Origin of the sequence: Vibrio sp. OPT18, assembly GCF_015163615.1 — a bacterium.
In the GTDB taxonomy this organism is placed as follows: Bacteria; Pseudomonadota; Gammaproteobacteria; order Enterobacterales; family Vibrionaceae; genus Vibrio; species Vibrio coralliirubri.
Genome location: NZ_JADDYK010000021.1, coordinates 427,118 through 447,061, shown reverse-complemented (window position 1 = coordinate 447,061; position 19,944 = coordinate 427,118). Strand labels below are relative to the sequence as shown.

Genomic DNA, 19,944 nt, shown 5'->3' with positions numbered 1-19,944 from the left:
TGAGATAGGAATCAGTCTTCCTCGCTGGTTTCCCAGAGGGCATTGAACTTTTCCCGCAAAACCAGTAGAGCAGCTGTTTCGGCAAGTGCTTTCTCTTTTCTAGCCAGCTCTTTTTCTAATATCTTGATTTGTTTCTTATCCGCTAGGTTAGATGAGTCTATTTTGTTAGAAGGATTTTTCTTAGGTTGGTGTGCTTGTATTGACGCAATTTTCCATTGTTTGACCTGTTCGACAAAAATGCCATTAGCCCTACAATATGCTGATAGTTCATGTTCAGTCATTACAGCCGTTTCGATGATAATGGCAAAGGTTTCCTCTGCTTAAAGGTCTTTTTGGTTTGATCTTTCTTCGTCTAGCAAGCCTTCTTTCTTCTATTGGTCTCTCCATTTATGAACTGTCGCATGGCCAACATTAAGTTTGTTAGCCACTCTTCGCAAGGAGTAGTTGTATGGTGGAAGTAACCAGGTTCGACCTTGTTCTTTGATCTCTAGATTAATTGAGGGTTTAGGCATATTTGTCTCCGTAAGGAATTAAATTCTAAGGCGACAACTATGCTGACACAGGGGGCTTGTAATCAGCTAAACACTTAAAATGTAGCCTGCTTGGGGTGAGTGTGTGTCCATACCATTACTTACGTTGCTTAGTAGTTGCTATTTGCTTTTATTATAAACTCACTCCACCAGCGCATGATTTCTTTCCTTTGTTCGAAAAAGTCCGAACGATTGTAACTTGCACGAGTTTCATTTTGATCTAAGTGAGATAGACAAGCCTCAATATGTAGAGTGTCGAAACCGTTTTCATGTAGAGCTGTAGAAGCTATAGAACGGAAACCGTGAGCGACAAGCTTACCTTTAAAGCCTAAGCTACGTTTTAATGCAGCATTGGTAGTGAATGTACTCATATGGCTACCAGGATTACGTTCACTAGTAAAAATAAATTCTTTGTTTTGACTTTGAGGTGCCATTTTCTCAAGAATTTCTAAGGTCTGAGTTGTTAAAGGGATTCGGTGTTCTTTTCTTCTTTTCATTTCTTTTGCTGGAATAATCCAGCATCTATTTGTTTTATCGATATCTTTCCAGCGAGCTCTAGCAGCTTCTTTTGGTCTTGTCATCGTATGAAGTTGCCACAGTAACAAATGCTTTGTCTTATCCTGAATTCGCTGGTTATTTTTTAATTGATTAAGTAGCTGATTAAGCATCTCGGGTCTTATAGTTGGCATATGCTCAACTTCATGCTTTTCGAATGCTTTAACCATTCTTGTTAGAGGGTTAGCTGAAATAATATCGCAATCGACGGCATGTTCCATTATTTGATTAAGGCTTTGGCATAGACGTTTAATCGTGGATAGTTTTTGTTTCATTTCGAGAGGGCGTAAAATTGCAATAGCATCGCGGCGGGTTATAGTTTCGATGGGTGTATTTTTTAGTTTTGGTAAAATGTATTTTTCCAGTGTTCGCCATACGCGTTCAGCATGTGCTTGACTGATGGTTTTCTTTTTTCGTTGAAACCATTGCTCAGCAATGATTAAAAATGTTGAGGCTTCTTTCTGAATAGCTTCTTGTTTGGCTTGTTCTATTTGTTGTTTTGGATCTAAACCATTAGCTACTTGATTACGGTACTCTTGAGCTATTTTTCTCGCATCGGCTAGTTTTAACGTAGGGAAGGAGCTTAAAGAGATTTTCTTTACTTTTTTGGTTACAGCGTCACTGTATCTAAACTGCCAAGATTTTGTCCCATTAGGTCTAATGCGAATGTTCAAACCGTTACCATCTGCCAATATGTATTCTTTCGATTTTATTTCACAGTTTCGAATGAACTTATCCGTAAGGTGAGTAGCTTGTTTTGGCATGTGAATCTCCCATAAATAATTCACTCCATTATACAATGGTTTCTTTTCATGGGGTACATAGTGGGGTACAAAAAACTTAAGAAGTGCTCATATTTTAAAAGACCACACTGGACGGTAATTTATATTAAATCGTTGATTTATATTATGTTTTTAGGTGTTTTGAGGCTTTGTTGGATGTTGGTTTATTGGCCCCGGAAACCATTGAATAGACATAGAGATAAACCTTGATAAATATATTTGCTGCACATTGTAAGGGTTGGATGATACGTGTAAAGGTATATCTATCCCGACCTTCAACGAGCCAGTGAGTTTGCTTGAAGTATAGGCGACTTGGTGATGTTTATTTAGCTTATGATCGACCTAATGAAAGTGGGAGCCGCTAATCTTGTGAAGCGTAAAAAGCCGCTATGTCTTTCAAATCTTGATCGTTAAGCTTGCTCAGTTGTGATCGCATCATATCCGCGTAGTCACCTTGTCTATCTCCGTTTTGATACGCTTTCATTGTGTTAAATAGATAGGTTGGATCTTGGCCAGAAAGCTTAGGATAGGAGTTATCAGTCGACTGACTGGTAGGGTTATGACAAAAAACGCAGCTTGGTGATTTCACTTTACCTAGTTCAGGATCGCCAAAATCAGAGGCATGAAGGCTAGAGGAAAGAGCTAATGATATTAGAGCGAAGGTTGGGTAATGCACGTTTTTACTCCGATAAAAACATGATTATAAAGCTTACCTTAAGGGGAAGCTCAAGTTCTATTTGCTCTAGATGAGCAATTACAAATGGTTTAGAGTGAATTTTTACAGCTTTGTTAGGAAAGTCGTGTGCAAATCGGAGCAGCTAAGCTTTTTGAAAAGCTGTGAGTGATAGAGCCGAAACGTGTCGTGAGGCTTAAGTTTTTGTGATGCGCAGTTGTTGGATCTCAGAGCAGAAACTTGTTAATGGTGGAACTTGGACCAAGCTTTGAAAGGGGACTTTCGTCAACTGTCATCGTGCTTGTTGGTAACTGCAATTTACTATTCTCTTTGTATTGTGGTTATACTTTGAGCTTCATATCAGGTTGTATAATAGTCTCTAAACTATTGATAAAATATGCTTTTCTTATCGCTTCTTTGCGGTTTGTTACATTTATTTTTTTATATATATTGTATACGTGCGTTTTTACCGTACTTTCTGAAATAAATAGTTCGTTTGAAATTTCTAAATTTGAATCTCCTCTAATCACGCGCTTGAATATTTGAACCTCTCTTTTCGTAAGGCTAGATAGTATTACTTTCGACTTGAAAGTGTAATCGTGTCTATTAGATAGAATATGTGACATTAATTTTCTCGGTAACCACAAATCGTCGTCACACACTGTTTTTAAACAACGGGTAAGGTGATCAACAGGAGCGTCCTGATAGATGATTCCTTTTATATTAAACAAGTTGAATAATTGCATTACGGTAATACTCTGTCCGGTAATGTCAGCAGGAACATCGTAGACTACCCATTTATTTGATTCTATTTTTGATAAAATGATGTTGATATCTTCGATATTTGCTAATAGTAAGTAGCTAATAAGGATGACATCGAAAGTCTTACGGTTACACGAGCGCCCAATGCTTGTCATACATTCTCTGCTAAAAGAAAAATCACTGTATTTTTCTATTTCGCGCTGAATAAACTGGTTGTTAATACCGTTGTCACCAATTAAGAGCATGTGCTTTAAATTATTTCTATGCATAACTTATCCCGAGCCTGGTAAATCAAGCTTTGATTCTATGACGTTGTGTTTTATAAAATTGAGCTCTGCGGCTTAATTTTTACATAATTGCATAATTATGGTTGCTGTGAAAGTCGAGGTTCAATAGAAATTTGTAATGTATCGTCATATTTCCCTCCTGGTTTGTTCTCTGTTTCACCAATGACAAAATTCAAAGGAATAGGTTGACCAATCGTTGCGGAAAGACGTTGAATTCTCGCATCCAGTTGCTCAAGGTTTATTCTGTCGCTATCGAGGGAAAGTTGGTATGGAATATCCCACTTAGTCTCATTAGATTCATGACGTAGCATTCCTTGATGGGATGATTCGAATACGATGGTATAAGCTGTATTGCTTTGAACCCATAGGTTAGGTGCAGAGCGAATAATCTTGTTTGAATATAATGTCCCTAGATCAAGGTCATAATGTTGTTGGGTTAATCCATAAAAATGAATTTTCGCAGCAGGCGGAACGTTAACCGATACCGGGATGGAGCTAGGGCTAATTTCTACTTGTTTACTATCAGAGGTATAAGAAGGCGAAACTTCTAAAAGCCCTCGATAGGTTCCTGACGCTAACCATTGCTTGCTCGGAAATCGCATTTGTATCGTTGCTGAAGGGTGGCTATCGGTTAATGATAAGTGCCATTGATTAGCCACCGGCATGCCAATCTGCCCTGACCACTCAAAGTTGAGTTTGTCTTGGCTCGACCCTTTTAACGAGCGACTGGTATCGTTAAGCTGCAAAATTAAGCTTAACTCGCATGGTTCGCCAATTATGTTCGCATCTATTCGGTAAGTGTTAATTGTTGCGAATGTGCCTGCGCTGAAAACATCATAATGCGATTTAGATGAGACGGGTTGAATAGTCAACGCATTAGCTTCACACGCAAATGCATAAGGCAGATGGTTTATGGCGATAAGGATAAAGGATCCCAAAAGTACTTGTTTATTCAACATATACATCTCCTAGTCTTATCAAATTGTCACTGCGTTCACTGAGGGAAATGATGACTGACTCTTGTTCTTTAGTGTCTAGTACCAATTGATATTTCCCCGGCTTTAAACCTGAGATTGCGAATATACCGTTACGATTGGTAAAGAAGTCAATTGGCAACTGTTTTGCCTCACCAAGGTAATGTGCTACACCAGCGACAAGTGAAATAGGGTTGTTACTTTGACGATCGAATAGCTTGCCAATAACGGTTAATACAGCATCAGATCCAATCTGGAGTTGGAAGCCTCGTTTATAACCCGGCTTAATCCAAAAAGCGCCGTCACCTAAGTCATACCCTGGCGGCAAGTTATCGACCTCGTAACTGATTACTTGGCCATTGTAAGCAACAAGGTCTGGGACCATAGCACTTGCATCGCCTTTAAGATAAACGCGTGCGTGCTTACCGTCTTTTGTGGGATCGATAGCCACGTCATTCTCTTTCAGACTCTTATGTTTGGTGGCAATCGCAAATGCTTCGCGTACTGGTCTGCCGACTGCCACAGATGAACCTGCAAAAGCAAGTGAACTACTAATAGTTACGTCGGTACTGTGGTTTCGTGTTTCACCACTAATCTCTTCAAGCCGAGAAGCGTGGGTCGCATTCAATTCATAACGGTTTGCCGTATAGTTAATCCCGGCATCCATATCGGCATCCGTCTCTTCGTTAGTAATAACACTCGCAAACGCTGACACCCCTCCTGTGTTACCAATATTATTCTGATAGCTGTAATCTAAGGCGGCCTCATTGAGCTCTGTGGTGTAACGACCGACAACACGAGTTTGTCGACTAAGAGGCCAACTTATGGTGACAGTCGTGCTGATGTCATCGTCTTCGCTTGCGTTATGCCGATAGTTAACGCGTGCACTCCAGGTGGCGGGAGTATCAAACAGCCCGTCCGATAAACTCGGGCTAATCAGCCAATAATCGTTCTCTTTGTCTATTCCGGACCTGTAATTGAGGGTCATGGCGGCACGTAAAGACTGACCAAGGTAAATGGAGCTGAATGCAGAGACATAATGAGTGGTCAAGTTGATATCGATATCGGAAGCATCAAACCCTGAGACCCCAGTAAAACTGTTGGCCAGATATTCATAACTAAAACTCAGTTGTGGGGACAGCGTGTTCGTATTGGAAAACTCTGCATCGAACGCAAATTTGTAAGCGTCGCCAGTTCCAAATGTAGGGTGTTCGCTACGAGAAGCAGTGAGTTCAGTGACGCCCCATGTAGAAGCGAGTAACGCGGTGGCACCATATTGATAAAGATCTTCACGGGTTTGAAAGTTCGTACCCAACGTTAACCAAGGGCTAATACCCACATCAATATAACCATGGAAAATACGCTCGTCGGTTATGTACTCTAGTTGTCCATTTTGTAATTCAGAAGGTGCTCCATACATGATGCTATATTCAAACTCACCGCTATTGAGCAAGTCGTTACCGGTAGCAATAGAAAACTCGATGCGTTCTTCATTCCCGGAGCGGTCGGTGATGACGAGTACAATATCATTGCTGCCTTGTGCCAGGGGAATATCACTAAGGTTATAGCTACCAGCGCCTAGGGTTAATCGTTGGACTGCGATCCCATCTATATAGACATCGACATTTGAAGCCCTTTGAAGGGTGAATGATTGATTGGCTCGTGGTCGCGCATTTTTGGTTGGAATGAGTGTGAAATCTCGCGTTAACCCAATACCAAGTATGTCGGTACTGTCCTGAAAAGATTGACCACTGTTGTACATATCGCCGAGGACAAGTCGTGTGCCTTGTTCTGCAAAGTCAATATTAAGACGAGTTCCTTCTCTTACGTATCGCGAATCTTGTGATGAGCTGTTTTCTAAATAGGATTCGTACTCAAAGTTTAGAAAACCAATGTTAAGTGCTGAGTCGAATTGACCGCGATAGAGATCTTGCCTTGACGAATTTTGATCCACATATTGGGTCTCATTGGCTGAAAGAGCAAAGTTAACGTATCCACTTAATAAAGTTGGTTCGGCATAGTTATAAAAATCATCTGCGCCGTTCATAGAAAGTTGTTGGGTTAAGCTAAATTCAGGCGGTACTGTCACGATGCATTCTAATGACGAGAAATCGAAACTCAGATTTAATCCTACGCTCTCAAAATGATGCTGAGACAGCATCTCATCGTCTGTCGTGTCATTGAGTTTCCGAATACCTTCTTGAGTTACGACGGAAGAAAGGAGAGAAAGCGTACTTTCTTTCGGTAACAAGATCTCGTTGTTTGCGGTAATGATAATGTCCGCTTCCCCCAGTATGGTGTCACTTATCCTTAGCAAAGAGGTAAGTTGAATATCTCGCCCTGTTGGATTCAAGACCATTTCCTGGCCCCAAGCTGCAGGGCTTAAGGCGGCACAATAAAAAAGTACTAACCCCAAGACATACAAAACTTGCCACATCTTGTGATGGGTTTCAGTTTTCATGCCCATGGTAAGTGCCCATTGGTAAGTAATTTAAATAAGAAGGGAAAGTAATAGTGGAGTGTGGTGGAATAAATTGCTCACCTAAAGCCGCATGTACTTTTTGGCTATGAGATTCGAGCCCCGCAAAATGAAGTAACGATGTATAGGTAAATCGTGACCCTGAATTAGTAAGTGTTAGCTTGCCTTGTTTATCTACGTGCAATTTCACGTCAGGTTCTAACGAGGATGAGTGAATGTGCAACAACGCATTGTAGTGGACTTGTAAATTGATACCGGTTGCTAAACCGATGGGTTTATCTATTCTCGCGTTGTTCTGGCCAATATTTACCGTACTGAAACGAATGAAATAGCTCTGAGAGGTTTCTAGTGTTCTGTTTCCCAACCATTGTATACGGAATACTTGACGTTCTCCGGGGGCTAACATCGCGGCTGGTGGAAACACAAACATCTCTTCACTCGCTAGATCAGATGTCTCGAACGTGCCATCTGATAAGAAGTTCAAACGACGAACGTTAGCTTCAAGTGGGAGAGCTTGTGTTGAGTTGTTAGTCACAACCAGTTGAGATGCTGCCCGGTGATCGGTGTTGAGCTCGATGACGGTTGGAAACAGTGTTATGCCAAACGCTTGTGCACACAGAAAGCAAGAAATGAGCGCTCCCCAAATATAACGTCTCATTACTATTGATCCTGCTCTATTTCAATCGATAGGGTGTTTACGTCATAATTTTTAAGAGGCTGCATTTCAAAAAAACGCGTGGAGTAGGGAAGGACCAAAGTTCCCGGAATTCGTTTTGCGATTTCTACACCCTTTAAATAGGTTGAATTTTTACCATCAGATATTTTCCATGTTGTATTGGTTAATCGACCATAACTATTGCCACTGTTAAGTACTTCAAGAACCCATTTATTCCTTTTGTCATTTTGTTCAATACTTTTGACTTCTAGCTGAGAAGCCGTGTTCTGAGGTCGCACGTTGATAAGCGTATTAAACTGAAGTAAAAGACTTACTTGCCCTTGATTACTGCTCGCTCTTTGAACTTTTACTTGCTTAACAGCAATGCGATACGCCTTAGATTCTGTGATTGAAGGATCGCCCAAATACCGCACCATAATGGATTGCGATCGTCCAGGTTCTATTATTGCGGTCACTGGAATCACTAGTAACTCGTCATCCGCAGGAGTGGTGGTCTCTTTGCCATATTTGTCCATTGTCATGTAGACCGGAGAAAGCTCAACCGTGAGTGGTTCTTGAGATGAATTCTCAACCCTCATGGTCATTTGAGCTCTTTTGCCAAGCGGTGTCATTTCCATAGACATCGGTTCTACTTTGAACGCATGAGCGGACAAACAAGTGAATGACAATAGGAAAAGAACGATCCATTTATGCATGATCCATTTATACATAGCGAAGAGCTCCAAATTAAACTTATGTCGTTGAGACTGAGACTGAGACTGAGACTGAGACTGAGACTGAGATTAAGTCGGAGGCTAAACAAAAGCCCCCGACTTGTTAGCCTCTAATTCGAGGTGATATTTACGGTCAATGTATCTGAGTAACCACCTGCCCATGGGGAGGTTTCTGTCGTTACAATATCAATGGATGCAGTAACACCTGTCGCTAATGCGCCAGAACCGGCATAAGAGTTACTGACTGAAACGTCGTTTAGACCTGGGCCCCCTGGTGCATTAAGCGTGAACGGAGCTAAGCCTGAAGGATTAAATGTCGCATCGTATGTAAGAGCGTAGTCTTCGCTGTCGTCTGACTCTAGACCACCTTCAGCACTTGTCAGTGTCACCGTTGCACCATCGACGTCATTACACTTCATGTTAAGGCCACTAACAGAAAGGTTTTGAATTTGAGATACGTTACCAAAGTCCATCAGTTGCGTTGAAAGACCAGTAACCTCACATACAGGTGAAACAAATCCAACTAACTGGACATCACCAGGAGCGGCTTGGACTTGAGCACCAAAAATAGCTGTGACTGTTGCTGCGTAGAGTGTTAGCTTTTTCATTAGAAATTCCTTTATCTTAAATGATTGGCTCGAATACTGCTGAGCGTATGTTGTTCTGCAGATACATTGCAGAGTTTTTACTTTGTCACGCTATGAATCGAAGGGTAAACTTCGATCTCAATAACGTCTTGATAATAACCTGCGAAGCGCAAGCTATTTTCGAGTGCTACCCTAAGACTCCCATGTTGAGAGAACGGAATAACACCAGAACTGTCTATCATTACTGGTGAAGTAAGTTGACTGCTGTGCCTACTTTCATAAACACGAATTTCGTCTATTTGTAATGACAAATTGTAACTCTCAATAATATCAACCCCTTGATGTTGATATTTTAAGCCTCCATGTTTTGAGTTGATCGTTATACCCAACGGACGGTTACAATAGATATTAAAAGGCAACGATTGCACATCACGGTGTTCCGTAAAATTCATAATGTTGCCAGAAAAAAAGTTTATTTCGCATCGATCTTTGATCTGACCGCTAATTCCTAACGTTAAGCTATTAGCATTGGCGTAGGATGAAAGCGATAGGCTAAAAGTTAATACGGAGACGGTGAAGTTATGAAAGTTCCTAAATACTCTAACCATAATTTCACCTCTCAACGGTTGAATGTAACTTGTTGCTTAACTGTGAAAACTATATGTGCTTTAAATAATGGTGAAGTAGTAAAAAAAGTTTATTATTTAAGAGAAGTATGAGTTTTAGTATGATTTTAATCTGAGCCGAAGAGATTAAATGATTGGATAATAATATTATATTCAATTAGATAGGTGTTTTTGATTGAAGATTCTGGTTGACGAGGGATTTTTATTTAATTGATAAAATTAGGGTTATGGTCTACCGATGATGATTTGTATTGAATTTTCCGATGAGCCATTGTTTTTGGTGTCTTAAAATTGACAATGTTATTAAAGAAATGCGAATTTGATAATTTAATTTTCAAGGTGATCGTAGTAATTAAAATTTTTATTAACGGAGGGGTAATTACCTAGGCTGGTGGGAATTTATCAATTAAAATTAGATGTTTACAGAAATATAATTAGGAATGATGTAATCTTTTTCTAATTACCGAATGCGTGTTGATTAAAAAATAAACTGTTGGAGCTGAGTTATTTATCTTTAGCGACCATTCAATATTCTACGTCACTAATGCAAGTCAAACTTAAGCGATAACAGAATGCTGAAATATGGGGGATGATTCTTAGAAGGTATGCACATAGGCCAAAACGAGATCGCGTTCTGTTCCAGTCAATTTAATGAGCTTATTAGAAAACTAGTCTGTTTCGAGAAGATGATTTGCTGTGGAATTTATTGAAAGACTAAAGCTTCTTAAGGGAAGCTTTAGTCTTAATTACGGTAGAGGCTAATCTCGTTAAAAGAGTTAAAGCGCATTTTCCAACTTAGTTAGGAAAGTAGCGATGTCTTCTGAACTGATATCTCTATGAGTAACAAATCGAACAGGATTCCCAGGCGACATCGTAATGCCTTGTTCACCTAGATCGCGAGCGATTCGGTTGATATCTACAGATTCATCTAACTTAGCAAATACAATGTTAGTTTGAATGAAATCAGGGTTAACCGAAAAACCTTCTAGCTTGCTTAAACCAATCGCGAGATTTTTTGCGTTCTCGTGGTCTGCTTTAAGTTGGGTGACGTTCTCTGTTAGAGCCATCTTACCCGCAGCGGCAAGAATACCTGCTTGGCGCATACCGCCGCCGACCATTTTACGCAGTCGACGTGCTTTCGCGATGTATTCTTTGTTGCCAAGAAGTAGTGAACCGATAGGAGCGCCTAAACCCTTCGATAAGCAAATCGTCATAGAATCGAAGTGTTGAGCGATCTCCTTGATATGTACGTCTAATGCCACGGCGGCGTTATAGACGCGAGCGCCATCTAAGTGCATTTGCAAACCATGTTGGTTTACGAACTCACGCGCTTCTGCTAGGTAAGACATTGGCAGTACTTTGCCATTGATCGTGTTTTCTAAACTAAGAAGTTTAGTGCGAGCAAAGTGGCTGTCATCGGGCTTAATTGCTGCGGCAAGCTTTTTAAAGTCTAAAGTACCGTCTGGGTTGTTCTCGATTGGTTGAGGTTGGATAGAACCAAGGACCGCAGCGCCGCCAGCTTCGTACTTATAGTTGTGCGCTTGTTGGCCGCAAAGGTATTCATCACCACGCTCACAATGCGCCATCAAGCCAAGCAGGTTGGCTTGTGTACCTGAAGAGGTGAACATTGCCGCTTCAAAGCCCGTTTCATTTGCTGTCCACTGTTCTAGCTCGTTGACGGTTGGGTCATCGCCATAAACATCATCGCCCACTTCTGCGTTTGCCATTGCGTCACGCATAGCTTGCGAAGGTTTAGTTACGGTATCAGAACGAAAGTCCATGTTTCTCTCCTAGAGTACTTTAGGTAGCCATATAATTGGCTATAGGTGGCCGCATAGTTGGGCTTTGCTTAAACAAGCGATAGTTTTGGTATCGGTGATTTGATCGTGTCGTATTTTATCGTGCAGTTCTTCTAAATTCAGTTCGATCACTTCTATTACTTCATCTTCATCGCATTCAAAGCGGGTAGTGAGGCTTAAGTCTTTTGCGACAAACAGGTGTTGTATCTCATCACAGAATCCAGCCAAAGGGGTGACTTGCCCTAAGCTTTGAAAATAAGTTGCACTGTAACCTGTTTCTTCTTCCAGTTCGCGTTGGGCACATTGAAGAGGTGTCTCATCTATTTCCATCGTGCCTGCGGGTAGTTCCAAAAGCCATTTCTTTAGAGAAGGGCGGAACTGGTTAATGAGGATGATTTTTCCAGACGAAGTGATAGGAAGAATAACTGCCGCGCCAGGGTGATTGATTGTTGTATGTTTTACCACGACGTTCGTAGGGAGCGTCACGTTCTCTTCTATGAGAGAAATACTTTTCCATTTATGGATAACTTTACTCATGCAGTCTGGCCACATTCCTTGCCAATTTTTCGTATAACGGAAGACGTGCACCACCATAACGTCTATGGTGTCGAAAATAAAAGAAAAATTAGGTTTCGCAATAGATTTAGTTTCACGCCGTTCGTGATGTTACTCTCATAATTGGAATCTATGATTGCGCCAAAATTACCGACGTAACCATCTGATATAAATGCAACTCAATAATAAAATACACTTGTAACAAAGTGCTAACAAATGTATAAAAACAATTCTACACTCTCAACTGTTCAAAGATTTTCGGAGTAACGCATGAACCCTTCTATTTCTTCACATGCTGACAAGGCGCTACTCTCTGAAAGAATCAATAAATTAGCGCATGCTCTCTCTGATGGTGTCTATGAAAGAGAAGACACGATTAAACTTTGTTTACTGGCTGCTTTGGCTGGTGAAAGTGTGTTTCTATTAGGCCCTCCGGGCATCGCAAAAAGCCTTATCGCTAAACGTCTCATTCAGGCTTTTGACAACAGTAGTTACTTCGAATATTTGATGACTCGTTTCTCTACTCCCGAGGAAGTGTTCGGCCCACTAAGTATCCAAGAATTAAAAGACAACGGTCGTTACGTAAGACTGACCGAGGGTTACCTACCAACCGCACAAGTCGTCTTCCTCGATGAGATCTGGAAAGCCGGCCCTGCAATCCTAAACACACTACTTACTGTCGTTAACGAAAAGACTTTCAAAAACGGCAGCGATATTGAACGTGTACCGATGCGTCTACTCGTGTCGGCATCCAACGAACTTCCAGATGAAGACAGCGGTTTGGAAGCACTTTATGACCGTATGTTGGTACGTGTGTTCGTAAACCGTATTCAAAACAAACAAAACTTCAAATCGATGCTGACAACGGGTACTTCTCAAGAAGCGGTAATTCCAAAAGGTTTGGCAATTACGGATATTGAATATCATCAATGGCAGAAAGAGCTCGATAAGCTGGAACTGACAGACAATTCGTTTGATAAGTTGTTTGAACTAAAAACCATGCTTGAAGAGACGGTTAAGAAGCAAGGCTCTGCTTCAGAGTCAGAATTGTATGTATCAGACAGACGCTGGAAGAAGGCCGTTAAACTATTGAAAGCGAGTGCGTTCTTCAGTGGTCGCGATAGCGTGAACCCGTTGGATATCATGCTTCTGCAAGATTGTTTGTGGCATAGCCCAGAGTCTCGTGATGTGGTTCGTAGCGTGGTGAAAGACTTTGCATTGAACCGAGCGTTTGATCAACAAGAGTCAAAAGCTCAAATTGAAATGTCTCGTGAAGAGTTAGAAGAGATTCAAGACGATGTTGAATCAACGTTGTCTGTGTCGCTTTCTATGGAGTCAACCAGTGGCTTGTTGCGTAAAGACGTTTATCAGAATGACATCAAGAACGCGAAAATGTACAGCGTGGGCAGTGCTTACAATCTAGTGAAACTGGTTATGCTGCAAAGCAACATGTCGGTTTCTGAATCTGAGAAAGGCGATAGCCGTTGGGTATACGTAGCCAAAGACGATTTTGATCGTGTGCTTAAAGAAGGGCACGGGGATATTTACGGTTACGTAAACGAAAACAAAAACCTGTGCCGTTTAAAACTCGATTTGGATGCATCAAACCAATTAGTGATTAAAGACATCGCCAATCGCTCTGTATTGGTGAGTGTGGTTACTACTGACGGCTTAGACCAAGAACTGTACAACAAGTGGTTGAGTGGCGCTGAGAAAGCCTTAGAACAGTTAACTGAAGCTGAATTCAAGTTAAAACGCGTTCGTACTGAATTCCATGATGCATTACCTCATAACTATATTGACCCTGATTTACCAAAAGCGATGGAAGCAAGTTTGCAATCGGTAACGCAAGAACTTGAAACCACGAAAGTGAAGAGTGCCAAGATCGCTCAGCGTATTAAGTTTATGAGCCAGTACTTCGAGTAAGAGGAGAGCATATGTTAGGAGCTGACGGCTTAAACCTCGCTTTGATGGTAGCTGACTCAGGAATCATTGATACCGCGATGAATGATCTCATCGCTCGTTCTCAAGTCATGATGGCTGCTGAGAACAAAGGTGTGAAAACATCAGTGAAAAACCACTTAGTTAAATGGCGCGGTAAAGTTAAAAAACGCGTTACTAAGGTGTGTGAAACTGATCGATTCCAAGAGGAAATCGCCCTTTATCAAGAAGTGATTTACTGGGATGAACCTCAGTTCTTTGATGAGATAGACAGTGTTATAAAGAAGCTCGAGTGGCACTCAGCGTTTTATCTACAAGCTCGACGCCTTATGGAGAACAACAAGGGCGTTTATAACGCGATGTTTCCACACTACTTTTGTGACCAATGGTACCAATCACTTTCTGATGCGATTAAGCAAGCTCAAGTAACCGAACTTGAAACAAGCAAAGAAAAAGTCTTAGCCGATCTTTATCAGCGCATGGAAACCATGAAAAACATGGACAAAGTGACTGAGTCGGGTGATGAAGGCAGTGTAGGGCGCTTGTGGGACATGGCTTCTGCCAAATTAAGCAAAACAGACCTTACCATCATGAAACGTCATGCGGAGTTCTTGAACAAGCACAAGGGCTTGCAAGAGATCGCTGAAAAGCTAGGTCGTATGGCTGGTGAGGAAGATGACCCTTCGCTACACAAAGCCCCTGTAGAAGAATTGCAGATGGTTGAAGAGAAAAGTGATGAAGCCGTCGATGATATTGTAGGGATTCATGAAAGTGATGACCTGAACAAAATGCTGCCAAACGAAACCATGTTCCTAGCTTATCCTGAACTTGAGGTTATCTTTTACAAGCACTTGGCCGACAAGCGCTTACTGAGCTATCGCTCGCAAGGTAAATCACGCACGTTACGCAAAGTGAAAGCGCAAAAACCAGATAGCAAGAACATCGATATTGAAAAGGGTCCGTTTATCGTTTGTGTGGACGCTTCGGGCTCTATGAGTGGCTTCCCCGAGCAGTCAGCTAAAGCTATGGCTTATGCCTTAATGCAAATTGCTCTTGCGGAAGAGAGAGACTGTTACGTGATTCTGTTCTCTTCTGAGCAGATTACCTATGAGTTAACAAGGCAGGATGGCCTACGTGAAGCGAGCGACTTCTTAAGTTACTCATTTCACGGCGGTACGGATTTAGAGCCTGTTCTTATGAAGTCGATTGACTTGATGACGGGTGATAAATACAAGAATGCCGATTTAATCGTACTTTCTGACTTTATTGCACCTAAACAATCTGACGAAATGATTGCTCAGGTTGAAAAGCTGAAAGAACACAAAAACCGTTTTCATGCGGTTAGTCTTTCTAAGTATGGTAACCCTCAACTTATGACGATGTTTGACCACTGCTGGGCGTATCATCCGAGTCTTGTCGGTCGTTTCATGAAGAAGTGGTAGCGCTAGAACATCTAATTTAAATCCATTTTGCTGTGTGTTTTTTGATAGAAGAGATCGAACATGCAGCAATTTGATTTAAATGTCAGCAAACGGAATTTAAATTCACTTTTTTGTTTGACTATCTCCCCTCAATCCGTAAAGTAGGCACCCGAACACAGCGGTGCTGCTTACTTAAGTCCCTAACGTGTTGAATTAAAAAGGCGCCTTGGCAGAGTGGCTATGCAGCGGATTGCAAATCCGTGGACCTCGGTTCGACTCCGGGAGGCGCCTCCATTCTTTTTCTTAGCTTGATAAGTTAAGAGATATTAAGAATGAAAATGCGATACTAGCTCAGTTGGTAGAGCGCAACCTTGCCAAGGTTGAGGTCATCGGTTCGAACCCGATGTATCGCTCCAAATTTTGTAGTGTTGATTCATTTCGACATTAAGATGGTGTTTTACTTTTCAGTAATCGGCATCGCAATAAAGAATTGCGTGCCCTGGTGGTGGAATTGGTAGACACAAGGGATTTAAAATCCCTCGACGTTCGCGTTGTGCCGGTTCAAGTCCGGCCCGGGGCACCATCTATTTGATTATTACCTCGCTTGGTATTAATCAAAAGAGTTGTTCTCTTAAAACACTATTGAAGGCGCCTTGGCAGAGTGGCTATGCAGCGGATTGCAAATCCGTGGACCTCGGTTCGACTCCGGGAGGCGCCTCCATCATTCAGAAAAAACCAGTCCTAGTGGCTGGTTTTTTCGTTTCTGGCTTTACCATCTTTGAGTTCAGTATCTCTTCTCTCAAGCAATCGTCCTCCCAATTCATATCTTTTCATAACTAGGTTAGTTTCAAACAAGTCACCGATTCCGTTGTCGTTGATAAATCAATAAATAAATCAAAATCACAATTAAACATAATGCTCAATTTGTTTCATCGTTTTTTGGGATAACCCTAATTAAAACATGGCTACGGGTGATAGTGTTCCTCTTTATATTTCTTTAATTATTCGATAAGAGGTTCTTAATATGCAATTTAGTCTAAAGAGGAAGATGGTTTTCTCTGTAGTTTTGGCGATTGCAGTGACATCTGCCATCCTTCTTTTCATGGGTTACAAAACTTTTCAAAGTAACAGTTGGCAAGCGATAGAAAGCGAAAGCCGCAACACGCTGCATGCACATGCAAAAGGGATCAGTGATTGGTTCCATGACAAGAAACAAGCAGTACACGGGCTTAAGCAGCAAGTTCAACTAAACCCATCATTAGATATTGTTCCTCATTTGCGTCAAACCCTTGTATCTGGTGGCTTTGGATTGAGTTATTACGGTAATAAAGAGGGGGAGATGTTCCGCCATGATCCTTCGTTAAATAAAGCAGGCTACGACCCAAGAGTTCGAGGTTGGTACAAAGAGACTTTAGCTCAGAATAAAGCCGTCACAACAAAGCCATACGTTAGCGTCACGATGCAAGCGTTAGTGGTAACACTCACCGATCCTGTCACCGAGAATGGTTCAATTATTGGCGTGGTGGCATCTAACCTAGCATTGGATAAACTGATCGAAGATGTACTGGCTATCGAAGTTCCAGGAAACGGTCGCGCGATTTTGATTGATAAGCAAGGGACCGTCGTTGCTCACCAGAACAAAGAATCGATTCTTAAACAAGTTAATGAGATTGCACCCGAACTCAGTGTTTCTGGTTTAAACAGCGCTGCGCAGAATCTAACGACGATCTTTACTCACGTTGATGGTAATGAACGAGTGATTATGGCGGAGCCAATCAAGGGCACCGACTGGCTTCTTGTTATTGAAATGGATAAAGAGGTATTGGAGCAACCACTGTTCGATATGTTGGTAAGCCAAATCACAACTGGTTTGATTGTATTGATCGTGATGGCGGCAGCAACGTCTTGGTTTGTCGCTCGACAGCTGGTGGAGTTAGGACGAGTAAGTGAAGCGCTCGCAGATATCGCAGAAGGGGAAGGTGACTTAACTCAGCGTCTTCAAGTATCAAGCAATGACGAAGTCGGGCAACTGGCCGATAAGTTCAATGTGTTTGTAGACCGACTTCATGGAATGATGACCAACGTCACTCAAGTCTCAACGGCAATGAACAATGGTGCAGAGCACGCGAATAGCAGCGCATTAAAACGCAGTGATAGCGTAAGCAGGCAGCAAGACGAAATCACTATGGTTGCAACGGCAGTGACTGAAATGGCGACAGCGACATCTGAAATTGCCGCTAACGCTGACAACACAGCCAAAAGTGCAACTCACTCGGTTGAATTGAGCGAGCAAGGCTTCCAACAGATGGCCAAGAGTCAATCATCGATCAACGAGCTAGCAACGGAGTTAACAAGCGCCGTGTCTATCATCAGTGAACTTGAAGAACACGGTCAACAAATCGCTTCTATCTTAGCGACAATTCGTGAAATAGCTGAACAAACTAACTTGCTTGCGTTAAATGCTGCAATTGAAGCGGCAAGGGCTGGTGAGCAAGGGCGTGGCTTTGCGGTGGTTGCCGACGAGGTTCGCGTACTTTCACAACGTACGCACGCATCTACAGAAGAAATCGAAGACAAGATCAAGCGCTTACAACAAGCAACCAATGGTGCTGTTAAGGTGATGACACAAAGTCATGACATGGCAAAGACAAGCGTACATGACGTGGATATGGCCGGAGAAAGCTTGGCTCAGATCCGAGAAGCGATTCAGATGATCAGCGATATGGCGACTCAAATTGCGTCTGCTGCTGAAGAGCAGTCATTGGTTACAGCGGAAATTAATGCCAATACAGAGTCGGTGCGTGAAGTGAGTGACGTTATGGCGCTCGACGCGACAGATGCTGTTTCGCAAGCTGTTCAGCTCAGCCACTTAGCTAATGATCTGAAGCAGGAATTGTCTCGATTCAAGCTTTAATCGATCAACAACCAGTAATATAGGTTAGAAATTAAAGAGCACAGGCTGTAATAAACCTGTGCTCTTTGTTTATTGGATTGAACGTATGTTTAATGCTTATCAAAGAAATCTTTGTTACGGATATACTTGCTCATTAAGTGGTAAGAGAAAGGTCTTATCAGCCAACTAAAGATAGAGCGACCGAGGCGGATTAAGGTTGGGGTGTTCTCATAGATTCGTCCGTTATAAAGCCAAAGCACTTTGCCTACATGCCAATAGAGCAAAGGAACTGGTGGCATGAAGGTCACGATGTCGATATCACAGCAAATTCGGTAGGTCTTCTTACTCATGCGATAGTGCTTTCGAAAGCTCCAGTCACCAATGGCGGGTTGGCCAAAGGTCACTATTCGCTTTATACAGCCTGGGTACTTCTGATCAAAGTAATCAGCGAAGACACAACCGATCGCGCCTCCGGAAGAGTGGCCAGTAATAGACACTCTTTTGCCTTGTTCGATGAGAGGTGTGAGCGTGGTTTCCAAGCGATCAATAACGGTTAAGCCAAGTTTATCTTCATTACGGCTTGGCTGGCTCTCTTGAAACATCAGATGGTAGAAGCCTGCATGCACACGATAATTGAGCCCAATCCTCTTACAGCTTCTTGTCCATAGAGCAAAGGTCAGTAGCCAATCTGAGATACTGTGCGATCCTTTGATAACCACAACCACTTCATCTTTGTCGCTACTCCACAACACTCGAATCATGGTTTTGCCAAACTGGTTCTTGATGATGCGTTGTCCATTAGGGTCAAAACCATAGCGAGTTTGTTTAAAAACTCTAGGGTAGGCGAGGTTACAAAGAACGGCATAGCGCTCATATTGATATCGTTTTAGTGGTTTCACATGTTTACTTCTTAATAAGAGTTACTTGAAACTCTAGTCGTTGAATGTGAAATGCACATGAAAACACACATGCTTGATTCATTATAGAGAAACCGAAATAAGCCTCAAAAGCTAAAGTTGATGGGAAGAGTAAGGCTTAAGCGTGTACCAGTTATGCTCGTCGGGGGTTTAATCAATGGTTGAGCGCGGTAAACAAGGTCGACAGCTTCGTTGTCTAACGAAAGGGTACCCGAACTTTTAACCAACACGACGTCAATCACATTACCTTGGCGATCCATTGTAAACTTGATAACAGGCATGCCTTTCATCTTCATACGCTTCGCTTTTCTGGGGTAACGCTTTTCTCGCTCAAGATGCGCATGAAGTGCTTGCTGCCAATTAATTTTAGCCGCTTTTCCCGCTTCAGAAAGTTGTCCAACCTGAAGCGCGCTCGCTTGCTGCTGGCTATTTTCAGCCATTAAACTAGGTTGAGATTTTGCTGTTTGCACGATTTGTTGATGGTCTTTGAAGTCATCACTGATTGGACTCGGTTTCTCAATCGGAACAGGTTTCACAATCGCCTTTTTTTGGGGGGGCGACTTTAGGTTTTGTCTTTTTGACAATGGGGGGCTCTGGGCGACTTTTAGGTGGTACAGGCGTTTTCGCAATCTGTTTTGGCTCCTCGGGTTTAGTTTTCGTCTCTTTTTCCGGCTTAGTCTCTTGGTTTATTGCTGATGAAAGCGCGTTTGCTTTCTCAACCTCAACAAACTTTGGTTGCTCTTTCACAGGTTTTGGTTTGACGATTGGTTGTAT

General features: G+C 42.0%; 17 protein-coding genes, 4 tRNA genes and 1 pseudogene. 7 read left to right on the top strand and 15 right to left on the bottom strand.

Features of this window, described 5'->3' with window-relative positions:
• Positions 1 to 11 precede the first annotated feature (11 nt).
• From IQQ51_RS04350 to IQQ51_RS04295, 12 genes are all read right to left on the bottom strand, one after another.
• Positions 12 to 281 (bottom strand): transposase, encoded by a 270-nt coding sequence (locus tag IQQ51_RS04350; RefSeq protein ID WP_193840469.1) that lies wholly within the window; start codon positions 279 to 281, stop codon positions 12 to 14.
• A gap of 359 nt (positions 282 to 640) precedes the next feature.
• A complete protein-coding gene (locus IQQ51_RS04345; protein ID WP_193840468.1) occupies positions 641 to 1,849 on the bottom strand; it encodes a tyrosine-type recombinase/integrase in 1,209 nt (402 codons plus the stop codon).
• A 379-nt stretch (positions 1,850 to 2,228) separates the two neighbouring features.
• Positions 2,229 to 2,543 carry a c-type cytochrome gene (locus tag IQQ51_RS04340; RefSeq protein WP_193840467.1) on the bottom strand — a complete coding sequence of 105 codons (315 nt, stop codon included), beginning with the start codon at positions 2,541 to 2,543 and terminating at the stop codon, positions 2,229 to 2,231.
• 338 nt (positions 2,544 to 2,881) lie between these two features.
• Positions 2,882 to 3,571: a helix-turn-helix domain-containing protein gene (locus IQQ51_RS04335; protein ID WP_048613491.1), complete on the bottom strand. Its 690-nt coding sequence runs from the start codon at positions 3,569 to 3,571 to the stop codon at positions 2,882 to 2,884.
• A 95-nt stretch (positions 3,572 to 3,666) separates the two neighbouring features.
• Positions 3,667 to 4,548 carry a hypothetical protein gene (locus tag IQQ51_RS04330; RefSeq protein ID WP_193840466.1) on the bottom strand — a complete coding sequence of 294 codons (882 nt, stop codon included), beginning with the start codon at positions 4,546 to 4,548 and terminating at the stop codon, positions 3,667 to 3,669.
• Positions 4,538 to 7,030 carry a fimbria/pilus outer membrane usher protein gene (locus IQQ51_RS04325; RefSeq protein ID WP_416222598.1) on the bottom strand — a complete coding sequence of 831 codons (2,493 nt, stop codon included), beginning with the start codon at positions 7,028 to 7,030 and terminating at the stop codon, positions 4,538 to 4,540. Before IQQ51_RS04325 ends, IQQ51_RS04330 begins: the two co-directional genes overlap by 11 nt.
• On the bottom strand, positions 7,014 to 7,700 hold the full coding sequence (locus tag IQQ51_RS04320; RefSeq protein WP_193840465.1) for a molecular chaperone: 687 nt from the start codon (positions 7,698 to 7,700) through the stop codon (positions 7,014 to 7,016). Before IQQ51_RS04320 ends, IQQ51_RS04325 begins: the two co-directional genes overlap by 17 nt.
• 2 nt (positions 7,701 to 7,702) lie before the next feature.
• Positions 7,703 to 8,428: a molecular chaperone gene (locus IQQ51_RS04315; RefSeq protein WP_048613484.1), complete on the bottom strand. Its 726-nt coding sequence runs from the start codon at positions 8,426 to 8,428 to the stop codon at positions 7,703 to 7,705.
• A 113-nt stretch (positions 8,429 to 8,541) separates the two neighbouring features.
• Positions 8,542 to 9,039 (bottom strand): hypothetical protein, encoded by a 498-nt coding sequence (locus tag IQQ51_RS04310; RefSeq protein ID WP_048615316.1) that lies wholly within the window; start codon positions 9,037 to 9,039, stop codon positions 8,542 to 8,544.
• 77 nt (positions 9,040 to 9,116) lie between these two features.
• Positions 9,117 to 9,641, bottom strand: a complete 525-nt coding sequence (locus IQQ51_RS04305; protein WP_193840464.1) for a hypothetical protein — start codon at positions 9,639 to 9,641, stop codon at positions 9,117 to 9,119.
• 779 nt (positions 9,642 to 10,420) lie between these two features.
• On the bottom strand, positions 10,421 to 11,425 hold the full coding sequence (gene ltaE / locus IQQ51_RS04300; protein WP_048613482.1) for a low-specificity L-threonine aldolase: 1,005 nt from the start codon (positions 11,423 to 11,425) through the stop codon (positions 10,421 to 10,423).
• A 39-nt stretch (positions 11,426 to 11,464) separates the two neighbouring features.
• A complete protein-coding gene (locus IQQ51_RS04295; protein ID WP_193840463.1) occupies positions 11,465 to 11,980 on the bottom strand; it encodes an NUDIX hydrolase in 516 nt (171 codons plus the stop codon).
• Between the two features lie 288 nt (positions 11,981 to 12,268).
• Between IQQ51_RS04295 and IQQ51_RS04290 the strand changes: the two genes are divergently transcribed.
• The 7 genes from IQQ51_RS04290 (at position 12,269) to IQQ51_RS04260 (ending at position 18,274) form a co-directional block, all read left to right on the top strand.
• Positions 12,269 to 13,924 (top strand): ATPase RavA domain-containing protein, encoded by a 1,656-nt coding sequence (locus tag IQQ51_RS04290; protein WP_193840462.1) that lies wholly within the window; start codon positions 12,269 to 12,271, stop codon positions 13,922 to 13,924.
• A gap of 11 nt (positions 13,925 to 13,935) precedes the next feature.
• Positions 13,936 to 15,381, top strand: a complete 1,446-nt coding sequence (gene viaA / locus IQQ51_RS04285) for an ATPase RavA stimulator ViaA (protein ID WP_017070584.1) — start codon at positions 13,936 to 13,938, stop codon at positions 15,379 to 15,381.
• Between the two features lie 199 nt (positions 15,382 to 15,580).
• Positions 15,581 to 15,654: transfer RNA gene (locus tag IQQ51_RS04280), tRNA-Cys, on the top strand.
• A 46-nt stretch (positions 15,655 to 15,700) separates the two neighbouring features.
• Positions 15,701 to 15,776, top strand: a tRNA-Gly gene (locus IQQ51_RS04275).
• An 80-nt stretch (positions 15,777 to 15,856) separates the two neighbouring features.
• Positions 15,857 to 15,943 (top strand) — tRNA-Leu (locus IQQ51_RS04270).
• A 64-nt stretch (positions 15,944 to 16,007) separates the two neighbouring features.
• Positions 16,008 to 16,081: transfer RNA gene (locus IQQ51_RS04265), tRNA-Cys, on the top strand.
• A 327-nt stretch (positions 16,082 to 16,408) separates the two neighbouring features.
• The gene (locus IQQ51_RS04260) at positions 16,409 to 18,274 is read left to right on the top strand and encodes a methyl-accepting chemotaxis protein (RefSeq protein WP_193840477.1); all 1,866 of its coding nucleotides are present in this window, start codon (positions 16,409 to 16,411) and stop codon (positions 18,272 to 18,274) included.
• Positions 18,275 to 18,363: 89 nt separating this feature from the next.
• On the opposite strand, the gene IQQ51_RS04255 is transcribed toward IQQ51_RS04260, so the two are convergent.
• The 3 genes and pseudogenes from IQQ51_RS04255 to IQQ51_RS26635 all read right to left on the bottom strand — a co-directional run.
• Positions 18,364 to 19,152: a lipase family protein gene (locus IQQ51_RS04255; RefSeq protein ID WP_193840461.1), complete on the bottom strand. Its 789-nt coding sequence runs from the start codon at positions 19,150 to 19,152 to the stop codon at positions 18,364 to 18,366.
• A gap of 104 nt (positions 19,153 to 19,256) precedes the next feature.
• The gene (locus IQQ51_RS04250) at positions 19,257 to 19,706 is read right to left on the bottom strand and encodes an energy transducer TonB (RefSeq protein WP_322632735.1); all 450 of its coding nucleotides are present in this window, start codon (positions 19,704 to 19,706) and stop codon (positions 19,257 to 19,259) included.
• A pseudogene (locus IQQ51_RS26635) lies at positions 19,687 to 19,944 on the bottom strand (hypothetical protein); the annotation flags it as partial. The pseudogene IQQ51_RS26635 and the gene IQQ51_RS04250, both read right to left, overlap by 20 nt.